The 12,666-nt window shown below is 65.6% G+C and carries 9 protein-coding genes; 5 read left to right on the top strand and 4 right to left on the bottom strand.

The genetic code is table 11. The features are described 5' to 3' along the window. Window positions 1-546: 546 nt before the first annotated feature. Window positions 547-3,771 (bottom strand): NACHT domain-containing protein, encoded by a 3,225-nt coding sequence (locus ACIA47_RS17295; protein ID WP_396708977.1) that lies wholly within the window; start codon window positions 3,769-3,771, stop codon window positions 547-549. A gap of 285 nt (window positions 3,772-4,056) precedes the next feature. Beyond that, window positions 4,057-4,725: an HNH endonuclease family protein gene (locus ACIA47_RS17290; protein WP_396708975.1), complete on the bottom strand. Its 669-nt coding sequence runs from the start codon at window positions 4,723-4,725 to the stop codon at window positions 4,057-4,059. A 407-nt stretch (window positions 4,726-5,132) separates the two neighbouring features. Here ACIA47_RS17290 and ACIA47_RS17285 point away from each other — a divergent pair, with 407 nt between their 5' ends. Both ACIA47_RS17285 and ACIA47_RS17280 read left to right on the top strand, forming a co-directional pair. Then, window positions 5,133-6,170, top strand: coding sequence for an endonuclease/exonuclease/phosphatase family protein (locus ACIA47_RS17285; RefSeq protein WP_396708973.1), 1,038 nt, complete (start codon window positions 5,133-5,135; stop codon window positions 6,168-6,170). A gap of 465 nt (window positions 6,171-6,635) precedes the next feature. Continuing rightward, window positions 6,636-7,025: a hypothetical protein gene (locus ACIA47_RS17280; RefSeq protein WP_396708971.1), complete on the top strand. Its 390-nt coding sequence runs from the start codon at window positions 6,636-6,638 to the stop codon at window positions 7,023-7,025. Here the strand turns inward: ACIA47_RS17280 and ACIA47_RS17275 are convergent. Next, window positions 7,022-7,849: a helix-turn-helix domain-containing protein gene (locus ACIA47_RS17275; protein ID WP_396708969.1), complete on the bottom strand. Its 828-nt coding sequence runs from the start codon at window positions 7,847-7,849 to the stop codon at window positions 7,022-7,024. The genes ACIA47_RS17280 and ACIA47_RS17275 overlap by 4 nt on opposite strands. Before the next feature lie 403 nt (window positions 7,850-8,252). Here ACIA47_RS17275 and ACIA47_RS17270 point away from each other — a divergent pair, with 403 nt between their 5' ends. From ACIA47_RS17270 to ACIA47_RS17260, 3 genes are all read left to right on the top strand, one after another. Then, window positions 8,253-8,462, top strand: coding sequence for a DUF397 domain-containing protein (locus ACIA47_RS17270; RefSeq protein ID WP_396708967.1), 210 nt, complete (start codon window positions 8,253-8,255; stop codon window positions 8,460-8,462). 1,107 nt (window positions 8,463-9,569) lie between these two features. After that, complete coding sequence (locus ACIA47_RS17265) at window positions 9,570-10,475, top strand: META domain-containing protein (RefSeq protein ID WP_396708965.1); 906 nt, start codon at window positions 9,570-9,572, stop codon at window positions 10,473-10,475. 578 nt (window positions 10,476-11,053) lie between these two features. Further along, complete coding sequence (locus ACIA47_RS17260) at window positions 11,054-11,416, top strand: hypothetical protein (protein WP_396708963.1); 363 nt, start codon at window positions 11,054-11,056, stop codon at window positions 11,414-11,416. A gap of 342 nt (window positions 11,417-11,758) precedes the next feature. Here ACIA47_RS17260 and ACIA47_RS17255 read toward each other — a convergent pair whose 3' ends face one another. Beyond that, window positions 11,759-12,016 carry a hypothetical protein gene (locus ACIA47_RS17255; RefSeq protein WP_396708961.1) on the bottom strand — a complete coding sequence of 86 codons (258 nt, stop codon included), beginning with the start codon at window positions 12,014-12,016 and terminating at the stop codon, window positions 11,759-11,761. Between the last annotated feature and the right edge of the window lie 650 nt (window positions 12,017-12,666).

Below are 12,666 nucleotides of genomic sequence, written 5' to 3'. Positions count from 1 at the left end.
CGTTAAACACGCCCTGGCCGGGATGAAGTTATTTTGTCGTGTTCACTGAACTTCCTGAACGATCTGATCAGTTCCCGCGCTGACGCGGCCCGAAGTGCTCATCGGTCCGCCGCCAACGCAACAGCGCCTATCAGGCCGATTTGTGCCCACCAATTAGGCCTTAAGTCGACAACCGGTTCGCCTGATCTTTGAGTCGCTCGGCATGCTCATCCCGCTCGGGGCCAAACGAGAGGAGATCTGCCGCCGCTTCCCGTAAAAGTTCTGGATCATCCGGGCGCTGGAGCGAACGGCCACCTTTCACACTCCACGAGCAGGGCAACCTCCAGGACGACCAAGGATCAAGCCTGAACACGGCTCTCGGCGGCGCAGCCGCCCGCTCCGCAGATGCTTCTCTGCCCTGAACTGCTCGCCGCTGCGGCATGCACGGCACCGTGCACGCTCAGCCTTGACCACCTACTGCGAAGGCCGCCCATCGGAACGACTCACCGCCTGGCGGTACGGCAACTGAGCTCCCCCGCGCGACTACTCCAGCTCTCCTACGAGCTCTTACTCGGTTGGCAGAGCGTGGTGGTTGGACTCCAACTGCGCCGCTACGTCGACCGCGGATGGCTGCAGTTCAGGCAGGGAGCCGATGCCCAGGAAAGCCGCGAGAACCGGGAGCGGATCCATCCGCTCGACGTGCATCAACAGAGCTACCGCAATCTCCTGAGGGCTGTGGGCGTCGCCGGCTATTTGGTTCATCTGCGCCGCGACGTTCGCCATGGCCCTCTCGTCCGGATGGTCTATGGACAGCGGACTGAGCAACCTTGCGAGAGTATCTTCATGGAGGTAGACAGCATCACGGGCCATCTGGGCCAATGCGAGCTGGCGGTGGCGGGGACTGGGGTGGCTCAAGGCAACCTCGTACAGCCGCTCCCGGTCGATCGTCTCGTCTCTCGACTTCATCGGATTGAGGAGCAGCTCGAACAGCCCACCGGCAGCAGATTGGAGCGTGTGGTGCTGAATTGACAGCGAGGTGTCGCCGCAGTGACGCCAGTAGGGTAGCAACGGGTAGAGGTGTTCCCGGACGTCAATCGTGGTCTGTACGAAGGCCGAGCGACGCAGGGCTCGTCCCATCTGGGAATCGCTGTCTAGGCCGACGTTCTCCACGCTGCTCATCAGGGTTGGGTCGGGCCGGTCGTCAGCTGGCCAGGGAAGGGATTGAAAGACCCCGACCGGCGCGCCGTCCTCGGTGCGCACCATCAGCTTCGTGGGGTTCGTCGCTAGGTCCCACTCCACTCTCAGCGTCTGCCACAAGCGCTTACGGTCCTCCGGATCCAGCTGGCTTTGCCACAGTAGCGCCTGCGCCCGCCACCGCACGGCCACTGGGTCCCCCACCAGCTCCATGGCGTCCACTGGATCGTCCGCCAGAACAACCGCGAAGCAGACGAGGTTGGCTGAGTAGGTGGCGTGCCGCGCGGCCACCGGCTTGCGGCGTGGTTCGTATCCGGCGAGCGACCAGCGTGGGTGGGAGTAGCCGGACTCGACGAGCAGTTCGAGCACCAACTCCCGGCACCGATGGCGCGAATCCGGGCCCAATCGTTCTAGGAGTCCGCGGCTGAACTCCCACAGGGGCGCTCGGCGGGCAACGGTGATGAACGACGTCGCGGCGTATAGGAAGCCGGCGTCGAGGCTCACGCCGGGCCGCCGACGCTGGCGGGAACGGTCCTCGGCCAGTTCAGTCAGCGCGTGAACGATCTGGCGGGCGGCCAAAAACTCGCCGAACGTCGCATGCAGGAACTCAAAACTGCGCTCCACGGCTTCGACGCCGCGGCTGACCTGGGACTCATGGATGAAGAAGAACCGACCGACGAGCAACTGCCCGACGCTCAGCGCCTTCCGCAGGGACTCGGGCCGCGCGGGCCCCAGGTCCTCCGGATCGAGCAGGTGCACGATGTCCGCCTCGAGCTCCGCCTCGGAGATGACATCGCTGCCTCGGTTCAGCATGGCCAGAGCCACAGCACACAGTCGCCGCCACTCCCGCTCGATCTCCACACCTCGCTGTTCGGGGCTGAGACCGACGTCATGCTTGTCGACCTCCCGGGCTACGAAGTCGGCGAAGAGCCGCTCGTAGAGGTCAAGGCGGCCGATACCCCGGTCGGCAGCCTGCAAGGCGTTGGCACCCGCGTCGTAGAGGACGAGCAGCAGCAGCAGCAGCGGCTGCCGAGCCAGCTCCCCGTACTGCACGACATTTTCCGCCGTCAGAACGTCTAGGCCGCGTTGCTGCAGGCCGGCGCTGTTCACGGCGTTCCACATGGCGAGCCATGCAGTGAGTTGCGCATCGTCGAAGGGTTCGAGACGCACGACTACGGTGCCGGGCGGGAACCGAGCCCGGTCCGCCACGACCGTCCGACTCGTCACCAGGACGGCGACCGGTCGCTGTAGGTCCGCTTCCCGAAGCTGGAACTCCTGGAGCTGTTCAAGGTAGTCGGCGCGGTTGACGCCGGTGGCTTGGAGCAGCTCGTCAAAGCCGTCCATGATGACGACCGGCAATGCTGATCCCGATCGCCGCACCAGCTCTGGCCAGCTCACCGCTTCCCCAAGGGCCTGGTAGAGAGCGCGTTCGATCTGCTGCTGGACGGACGAGTCTGCGTGGACGTTGCGCAGCTCGACCCGGACGACGAGGAACTCTCTCTCGGGCAATTCGGCGGCGAGCACCTCGGTCAGCACCGACTTACCCGCCCCGGGCTGCCCCAGGATCACCGCCGGCTGCTCGATCGCTCCGTGCCCGGTCAGGTGCCCCAACAGGAAGTCCGGCACATCGGCGACCGCCGGCTTGTCGCGCCACCAGGTCTCGGTGGCAGGCAGATCAGTCGGGCCCGCCACGGAAACCAACCCTCTAGGCTTTACGTACGCCCGCTCAAGCGAGGGGAAGGTGACATGAGCGGGAGCATCCGAGGAACTGAAAACGGAACGCGCGAGCCGAGCCCGGTGCCGTGCGCCGAGGCCTGCAAGGACGCTGTCGACGGCTACGTTCCCCGCCTCGCGCAGCGCGCTCAGCTCCGCCCGCAGGACCGCTACGCCCTCGGCCAACGCCGCACGAGTGGCCTGTGCCTCGACCATGCCCGACCACACCCGGAACTCCGGTGCCTGCACCGCGAGCATCCGGTACGCCTCCAGGTACCGGTCTCGCGCCACGCCGGGCAGCTGTTGACGCATCAGCCGTGCTGCCTCGTGTAACGGTGCTCGGTCGTACGCGCGCAGGCCGGTGAGAAAGGCGTGCACACGGCCTGTCACCGTCCGGTAGTGCTGTTCCAGAGCCGTCAGCGTCGATTCGAACGGCAGATGTGGGGCAGGCATGGGCGGCGGCTGGTCGATCAGAGCCGTAACCATCTCGGCGTACTTCTGTGCTGCTGGCGTCTTGGTCGCAAGAGCGACCTGTTCGTCTCCGGTCAGCTTCGCGCGAGCCGGATCCAGCTCTGGCAGCTCGCTCAGAACCTGGTCCAGAGCCTCGAAGAACGAGGTCACCACAATCACCGAGTGGGCGGCGACCAACCGCTGCGTTCGGTCGAACCGGCTCAGCCCATGTGCCCGCTCCTGGATTCGACCTACCACTGCATTGCCCCAGGTCTTCAGCTCATCGCGCAGCGCAAAGAGGTCGACACCACCCACCGTCGCGACCGTAACCGCTCCCGCAGTGACGCCGGCCAACCGACTGAGCCAGCCCACCTCGTCCGTCTCGCCGCCAAGCAGCCGAACCGCGTCAACGAAGGCAAGTTTCTTGGCCGCCATTCACCGAAATGTAGCCGTGTGAGTCAAGTCTGGAAGAGTCAGTCGCCAACTGGTATCCCTGCATGGTCGCCCGTGCGGGCTAAGCCGAGACAGGCTGGTGTTGCGGCGGGAGTTCGACAGCGAGCCCCAGGGCACTGGCGTTGGTGCAGCGTCTCCTCGCCGCCGACTCTGGAGGCAGGGGGCGCGAGCAGCTCGGTGACGCGGCATCTCTCCCGCCCCAGTGGATGGCGCCACCCGGCGGGCGGTCCCGTCCCGCAGGGCGGGCCGCCCGCCAGAACCGCACGGTCAGGAGCTGCAGGTGTTGAGCATGCTCTGCAGGGCGGACTTCTCCGACGTCTGCAGGGTGAGGCTCCAGTTGTACTTCACGGTGATCCACATTTTGCTGTAGGTGCACCGGTACGACGACAGCGGCGGCTGCCAGGTGGAGGGGTCCTGGTCGCCCTTGGACTGGTTGACGTTGTCGGTCACTGCGATCAGCTGCGGGCGGCTCAGGTCGTTGGCGAAGCTTTGCCGACGGCTGGTCGTCCAAGAGCTGGCGCCGGAGCGCCATGCCTCGGCCAAGGGGACGACGTGGTCGATGTCGACGTCGGAGGCGGCAGTCCAGGTCGCGCCGTCGTAGGGGCTGTACCAGCGGCCGGAGGTGGCCGCGCAGGAGCTGTCGACGACGACGGAGGTGCCGTCGCGCTTGAGGACCTGCTCGCGAGTGTTGCAGCTACCGCTGATCGTGATCCAGTGCGGGAACAGGTCGCGGGAGTAGCCACTGGTCGAGCCTTGGGTTGCCACGGTCAGGGCGTTGAGCTGCGACTGGGCCGTCGCCTTCGACGGGATCCCGGGCGGCGTAGCGGACGCGGGCTGCGCGCTGACGCCGACCAGGGCGGCGACGGCGGCGAGGACGACCACGGCGCCGTGGCGCGTGACGCGTGGGAAACGGGCTGAGACGTGGGTTACCCGCATGGGGGCCTCCTCGGCGCTGGGTGGACGGCAACCGTCTCTGACGATCATGTCCATCGAAAGGCGTGTTTGTGAAGAGGCGAGAAGCAGCTACGAAACTTCGAAGCACTTCACCGGTGTGCGGGCACGAGCTGGGCGGACCCAGCGGGGCATGTGCCCGCCTTCTGTTGCGGATGCCGCCATCGAACTCTCGGCATCATCCAGCGCCGCCGCGGGGATCCGCCTGCTCTCAGCCAGCCGCGCAGTGCGGCGGCGTCCATCGGGACAACACCGCGGATGGTCGCCAAGGCGGGACCGGCGGGCTCCAGGATTGGCGGCTTGCTGATAGTTGCTGCCCACTTGGGCGGGTGAACCGTATCGTCAAGCTCATCTAAGAGCCGATCCGTGGACAGTGGAAGCGGGCGGTAGATGTGAGGATCGCGACGTTCAACGCCAACAACCTGTTCTCCCGCTGGTCGTTCCAGGCGGAGCTTCCCCGGACCGTAGCGAATTCCCCGCTCGCCGAGATCGCTACCGACGCTACGCCCGACGCAGGCGGGCCGAGCAGGGAACAACCGTCAGTGGTCGAGGTGGTCCTGCCGGACGGCACCCACCTGAGCGGGATTCTGTGCACCTTCCGCGGCAGACTCGTGAAGGGCAAGGACCCAAAAGCCCGGGCGTGGATCGCACGACGCATCGCCGCCCTGAACGCCGACGTGCTGTGCCTGCAGGAAGTCGAAGACCAAGACGCCCTTGACACGTTCCACCGCGACGACCTGCGCCCGCTGGGCATCGACTACCGCTACCGGGTCGTCGTGGAGGGCAACGACCCCCGCCGCATCGACGTTGCCATCTGCTCCCGCCACCCGATCACTCGTATCATTTCCTGGCGGTTTTGGCCCAACCCCGCCGGGGAACCGGTGTTCGGCCGCGACCTCCTGCAAGCCGAGATCGCTGCCCCGGACGGCAAACCGTTGCACGTGCTGGTCAACCACCTCAAGAGCAACTTCATCACTGACGAACACACCCTCAGTCCCGCCGAGGTCGCAGCCGCTCGAGAAGCGATTGCCGAACGACGCCGCGACCAAGCGACGGCAATCGCCAAGATTTTGCGTCGGCAGCGGCTGACCCGCCGCGTTGTGGTCACTGGCGACTTCAACGACGCCCCTGCGGCCGCAACCCTCGCCGCCCTGCAACAAGCGAACCTCACCGAGCACATCCAACGGGGCACCACGATCGCCGGCCCCAACCGCAACGGGGCCCTCGTCGACGACAAGTTCGCCGACTTGTTCCCCGCCATGTGGACACACCGGCACCGGGCAAAGGGCGTCACCACCTTCGCCCTCTACGACCAGATCTGGACGACCACCGACCTGACCGTCACCGCCGCGCACGTGATGCGCCGCACCCAGATCAGCGGTGACGGGTCCGACCACGATCCCGCATACATTGACCTTGTCTTCAGCTGACGCTGAACCACTCACCGGAGGCCCGCCACTGAACGGCGAGCGACGGGCCGCAACGTCGAAAGCTGCACCCGCTCGGCCGAGTTCGATCCACGCTGCAGCCCGCCTGACTGGAAGTTGTCCCCGTCGGGGGTCACCGGGATGTACCGGTCGGCGCCACGGTCCTGCGGACGTGACAGCGGCATCGGTCGAACTGCTCACCTCAGGGTTGAGTGAGGGCTACCAGCACGCCGATGGGCATCGACGGTTGGGGCGGGAGAAGGCTTGTGCGGTGGCTTGCCAGCAAGGAGCGAGGTGCCCCAAGATCACCAGCGGCAACGGGAGCAACACTCGGCGTGTCGCGGCTTCTGCGCAGCCTCGGCGGCGTAAATTGCATACGTCCGATCGCCCAGGGCGGATTGGGAGTTGCGGACGGCAAGTGCAGACGGCACCTTGCTAACCCCTAACAGACATAGGAGGAGCGCACTCATGGTGCGTTCACAGGAAGTAGCGACGGGCCACGAGCTGGTAGTGGACCTCGCGCCTCCGGCACAGGTCGTGACCGTCGGCGAGACGGACGGAGTCGGTTCGGCCGGGTGGCCCACCTACTCGGTCGGCGGCCGCGGCCGGTGTGGGTCGTTGGGCGCCGTCGTGGCCGTGGCGGTGTTTGTCGGCACGCAAGTCGATGACCTGAAGGTGGCTGGCCTGGTAGGTCTGCTGGCCGTCATGGTCGAGTGGCTGCCGGCGCACCGGCCCATCGTCGTCGCGCAGATTCATGTCTCCGCCGCGCTGGGCAGGAGGCGGCTCAACCAGGGCGACCCGGGTATCGACGGTTCGCGAGTTGACGTGCCCAATCCGCGGCACTCTCGGGAAAGCTAGGCGGGTGCCTGCTCCCGCAGAGAGGCACCGATGGTCTCGAGTAGGCGCCGAGCGTCGTCGCCCGCCGCCGCCTGGCGGTACAGATCCTCGAAGGAGCTCTTATAGCCGGCGACCACCGCGTGGTCCTCGACGAGTGCGACGTCGTCCGGCAGGTTGTCGAGGTAGACCACGTCTGGATCTACCTCTGACTCGAACTCATGCAAGGAGAACGGGCCGACAAGGACGGAGTTGGCGGCCGTGTCCCGGCGGAGAACCACGAGGTCGAGCTCCGGCAGTCGGGACAGCACCTGTTCGATCTGTTCGAGCATGAGGTCGGTGTTCTCCACGGACTTCAGGGCACGTTCGTCGAGGACGATCCGCACCTCACATCGCCTCGACCGGGCGAAGACCCGACTCTGACGCGCCATGCGCAACTGCGCCCGAGCGTCTGCCGCCCGATTATCGACGCGGTATTGCGGTCCTGTGGTCACCACCAGCCGGGCGTAACGCTCCGTCTGAAGCAAGCCCGGCACAAGGAAGGGATGGTATTGGCTAATGCGCCACGAGTCGTCCTCGTAGCCCAAAAAGTCCATATAGGACGGGGATACGAAGTCTCGATACTCTGCGGCCCAGTGACGCCGGCGCGCCAACCTTGCTAAATCGAGCAGGTTGCGCACTTGATCAGCGTCGCGCACCTGGTAAAAGTCAAGCAGGGCTCGCAGGTCGTTGACGGAGATGCTGACCGAGCCGTTCTCGATCCGTGTCACCTTTGACAGCGACCAGTCCATCTCTTGGCGTACGTCCTCAAGCGAGAACCCGCGATCGAGGCGCAGTTGGCGAAGCACGAGGCGCAGGCGCCTTCGATTCGTGGTAGGCCCTTGCCCGCCCGTCGTCACGTCTACGCCCTCCAGTCAGCAACTGCAAAAGGCAAAATGGATGAGGAAAATTGCCTAGAGCAATTCTCTTCAGGCTGTCGGCTTGCCGCTGAGGGAAATAAGCTATCAGACCAGCCCTTCGGGCGCCGAATCGGGTGAAAGAGCCAGACATTCATGGCCGAACTGGTCATGGCCCTGCTACCGTACTTACATAGCGCGACACAACCGAAGACGGTCAGTAAAGCCCTCCTCGCGTCCGAGACTCGGCTCGGAACGCCAGCAAAGGCGATTTCCGCATAAACCGTCATCAGCACCGCGCTTCCACTCGTCGAAACCCTCAACAACAAACCGTCGACTCCAGGAGAATCGGAAAATGGAAGAAGATCGCAACTCCCACCCCATCTGGACCCGCCGCAGCTCCAGGTGCCAGAACGACCACTGCGTCGACGTATCTCGTTACGCCACGACGGTTAAGGTGTGCAACTCGGCCGCCGCCCACACGCTCCTTTCGTTCACAGACGATTCCTGGCGAAAGTTCCTCCACGCTCTTGGAAACAACACGCTTCAACTGCCAAACACGTAGCCGACCAAGGCCAGCATTTGCCACGATCGGCGCCACGAATACCTCTCAGCCGCAGCAGTTTGTCGGGAAACCGACACCTGCCGTGCCGGAGCTCGGGAAGCCTCACTGTGCTAGCGCCCGCCTCCCCGGCCTGCATCTACTGCGAACCGGTAGCGGGCCCGGGAAACCAAGGCACACCAGCCCACCCTGTCTCGTTCTGCTGGTGGGACTGTACGAAACCCCGAGCCGTGGGTACAGGCGACACGGCGAGTCCTCAGCGCCTCACCCACTCAGGCGCCACCTCCACGTGACCTGCAGGTTGACGGCTCGCTCGCGCATTTTCCCACTAGTAAAGGCGCCTCACGCATGCCTATACCAAAACGGCTCACTCCTTCGAGCGAGCTTGCGTAGATGCCATATCTGCCGTCTAAAATGGTGGAATCCGCCTGCTCGGCATCAGGGTGGTCATCCGCCTAATCATCAAGCAAGCGGGTGATGAAAGGCGGCCGACACGACGCGCGTGTTCCCTCTCGGCTGTCTGGCGGCCACGGTGGCCTGACAGGTGACCGCCGAGATCATCCCGGCGACGGTCACGGCTGCCAGCCGAGTGTTCGATTCTTCGGACGCCTGCCCTCGAGTTAGGGGGCGATCTCCTGGCCGAAGGACCGGGAGCCAGTGTCGGTGCCGGGTGTCCTGCTCAACACCGCCGTGCGCCACACGAGGTCACCGCGAGACTTTTCGACGCCGCCAGCGGCGTACTGGCCTTGGCATCCTTCGGTGCGGGCGAGTCGGGGCCGCTGCCCGACCGCGTTCTCGGTGCCGACCGTAGAGGTAGAGGTCCGCTTCTGTGTCAACCGGAGCCCCTCCGGCCGTCTTCGACGACTTGCTGGTTACTAGCCTTGCCTCCCAACATTCCCGACAGGAACAGCGTTCTGCGCGGCGGCATGGCTTCAAGACACTCTGGCGGAGCGCATGGCCGTCAATTGAGGGCAGCCTGTGTGGAGGGCCGCGGTCCGACGAGATCACGCGCATCCAATGCTCCTACCAGCCGTTGACAGAAGAAGTGCCACTGTCGAGTGCCGACCCACTCCGGCCCGACGGTGCCCGGAGGAATCGGGAGACGGCAGGATGAGAAGCCACAAGGCGCGTCAGGGCCACCTCGCGACGTTGGCATTAATGGGCGTGCTGCTCAGCGGATGCCCGACGCAGGGCCACCAGGAGGCAGCAGGGCCAAGGGCGCCGGTCACGGGCACCACGGGGGCCGCAGTGTCGTTAGCGCCGGAGATGCTGATCGGCTCCTGGACGCTCGTTGACGTCGCCGACCCCGGCGCGGGCAAGATCCTGCGCCTCGCAGACAGTGAACTGCACGTGATCGGCAGCCACTGCGGCACTCTGGGCGGGTCCTGGCGGGCCAACGATGAAGGTGTTTTCCTCGCCGACGTCTGGTCGGCTTCCGCGGTCGTCGTCGAGAGCACGCCTGGCTGCGAGAAGGCCAGTCTAGAGACACCCAGGTGGCTGCGGAACGTGACCACCTTCCAGTTCGACGGGGCGGGGTTGCCCGTACTCCTAGACGGACGAGGGCAAACTGTCGCCCGGCTGATCCCCGGGGCGGCACCTACCCCCGAACCCGACAAGGCCGACTCCGTGCTGGAACAGCCGGTGGTCACCGACAAGGCTCGACGGGCCCTGGCACCAGCCGTCGCACTACCGGCGAAGCTCGTTCCCGCCGATCAGCGCCTGTTGATAGGCCGTTGGACGCCCAAGAGCGGACACAACGCGGCCTACCTGGAATTCACGGCCGACGGCGAGTGGCACGGATCCGATGGCTGCAACGATGAAAGCGGTCGGTGGATCACCGCTGCCAGCGGCACGCTGCTCGCCACCGCAAGAATAGCCACATTGGCGATCTGCGCCGCCAGCGTGCCGATCGGACAATGGGTCACAACGGCCAGACGAGCCGGTCTCGACGGCAAGGTCCTCGTGCTACGGGATGCCCACGGCCACGAAACAGGCCGGCTATCCCCCATGAACTGAACGCCGTCCTGTAGCGGCCGTAGGCGCAGCAAGCGGTCCGCATGCCACGGCGTCGTTCTCAGCGCGCCTACACGAGGCTCGGGCGATGTCGTCCCCGCCGCCCACGCATGTTGATTGGACGGCATCGAACGCGGCTCTCGCTCGGGTCCAGCCGCTGGGGCCACCGAGCGTCGTGCATGCCACCCTCAAGCCGCACCCGGCCTTCTGGCGCATCGGCGGCACATCGGCCGCAACGAGTGCGGCCGCTGCCGTCACGCCACGTCTACGAGATCCGAACCACGCCTGCCTGGACCTGGGACCTGGCCTGATCTTGACCATGGGAAGTCTCTATTCCCCAGTTCACACCTGTCCCGGACAGGTACAGGAAAGCTCTCCCCGGACCCTGTCCTGAAGACCTGTCCTCCCCCTTCCCCCTACGAAGTGGGGGAAGGGGGAGGACAGGTCCAGGAGGGGCGGAGCTGGCCAGAGAAGAACAAACAAGATCCACCCCCGAAACGGCAGCCAGAGGAGGAGTCCTCCCTGGCCGCTAGGCCATACGCTGGCCGCCTGATCTAGCCAGTCCGAAGGAGACAGACCGAATGACCGATCCCATCGTGATCTCCGTGTCTAAGCCGCTCTGGACGTCCTGGGGGACGGACCGGAAGCTGGCCAGGCTGAGCCGGCAGGGGCTGGCTATGCGGTCCAGAGACCAACTCCACGAGGACCTCAGGTTCATGGAGGAGGGGGCGGAGGTCACGAAGGCAGAGGTGGTTTATGGCCTCTGGATGGACGACTCGCAGGACCTCCCCCGGCCCATCACGAAGGACGGCCTGGTGGCCGAAGATGAGCTATACGCCCTGGGCGAGACGCCGGAGGAAGCCCTGAAGAACGGCCAGGAGATGCGGGCCCGCCTGGCGGCGCGCATCCAGGGGGTACTGGACCAACTGACAGCGGGCCGCTGAGCCCCGTCTGGCCGCCTGAGCTGAGCCAGCACAAAGGAGCCCCCCGTAGCGGGGGCTCCTTTGCGTCAGACCTGGCTACCCCTGGTTGCCCCGTGGGGCAACGGATTCCCCAGGCCAGGGGCCATATTCGTCTCGTTGCCCTGGTTGCCCCGGTGAGAAGGCCGCCGGAGCCAGCGAATGGATCTGCGCAGGCTGTCGTCCGCGTTGCCGAAGTTGCGATTGTTGCCGGAACCGGAGATGAAGTTCCGAATCAACGAATGGATCTCCAGGAAGTGGCGGCCTTGCCTGTTGAAGTCGTGGGTGAAGCCGAGGCCGGAGATGAACTCCGGCCCCGACTCCGTGCTAGCTGCGGCGCCGGGCGGGCCGCTTGCGGAGCACCACCGCGATGGCGCTGATAGCCGCCAAGGCAACCCCGCCGATCGTGGTGATGGCCACCTGGGCGATGCCGCCCATGTCCGGCCCGCTGAGCTGGACGATGTACACCAGCGCGCCCATGGACAGCGCCGCGATCAGCACCAGCGCGCCGATCAGGACGTGTTCCACACCGCCGCCGGTCTCCCCGGTCTGGCGCTGCCGGGACCCTCTCGTTACCGTGGTCACCTGGTGTCGTTCTCCTTCATGTAAGTCCCTGCCAGGACGTGGTGGGTGCGACCGTTCAAGGCGGCCCCTGGGTTGCACCCCAGGGGACCGCCGCCTTGACCCAGACATGCAGGCCGGTCGCTTTCGCAGGACTGTATATGGGCGACAGGACAACTGCCCCACTCATCGGTGGACACGTGTCGGGACACGACGTCCACAGAGTGCGGGCCGCCCAACATGCTCAGTCCCGCTGTTCTCGGGGGACTTTATCGGCGGCGTACCGGCGGCTCCACCGTCCGCGCCGTCCGTCATCCGGCCCGGGCCGCCTCAATCAGTGCGGTTGGGCTCCCACCACACGGCATCGGCCCTGCTCAGCGGCGTTTCTTCTGGCTGCTCCGCCGCTTCAAGTGCTTGCCGAAGATCTCCCGGTAGCTGACGGATTCTCCTTCTCGGCGACCAGAACCGTGTTCCAGATCCACCGCTTCAATGAGGGCGCGGAGGTCGACCGTCTTGTGCACGAAGTGCCGGCCATCGGCGTGCTAGTTCCGGTAGGGCCGGCCGTGAGTCCTCACAGAAGAGGTTGGCGGCGCCCAGCCCCACCTGGAGATTCAGGTTGCCGGAGACGTCGTTGACTAACTGTCCATCCGGGGCCACGTGAGGTGGTGCCGCTG

The organism is Micromonospora sp. NPDC051227, from assembly GCF_044455385.1.
Classification (GTDB): domain Bacteria; phylum Actinomycetota; class Actinomycetes; order Mycobacteriales; family Micromonosporaceae; genus Micromonospora.
The sequence above is the reverse complement of the archived record's forward strand: the minus strand, read 5'-3'. Positions and strand labels throughout refer to the sequence as shown.

Coding starts and splice junctions, on each gene's coding strand:
- ACIA47_RS17295 (WP_396708977.1), bottom strand. CDS start 3,771: ATGGCGGCCAAGAAACTTGCCTTCGTTGACGCGGTTCGGCTGCTTGGC.
- ACIA47_RS17290 (WP_396708975.1), bottom strand. CDS start 4,725: ATGCGGGTAACCCACGTCTCAGCCCGTTTCCCACGCGTCACGCGCCAC.
- ACIA47_RS17280 (WP_396708971.1), top strand. CDS start 6,636: ATGGTGCGTTCACAGGAAGTAGCGACGGGCCACGAGCTGGTAGTGGAC.
- ACIA47_RS17270 (WP_396708967.1), top strand. CDS start 8,253: ATGGAAGAAGATCGCAACTCCCACCCCATCTGGACCCGCCGCAGCTCC.
- ACIA47_RS17265 (WP_396708965.1), top strand. CDS start 9,570: ATGAGAAGCCACAAGGCGCGTCAGGGCCACCTCGCGACGTTGGCATTA.
- ACIA47_RS17260 (WP_396708963.1), top strand. CDS start 11,054: ATGACCGATCCCATCGTGATCTCCGTGTCTAAGCCGCTCTGGACGTCC.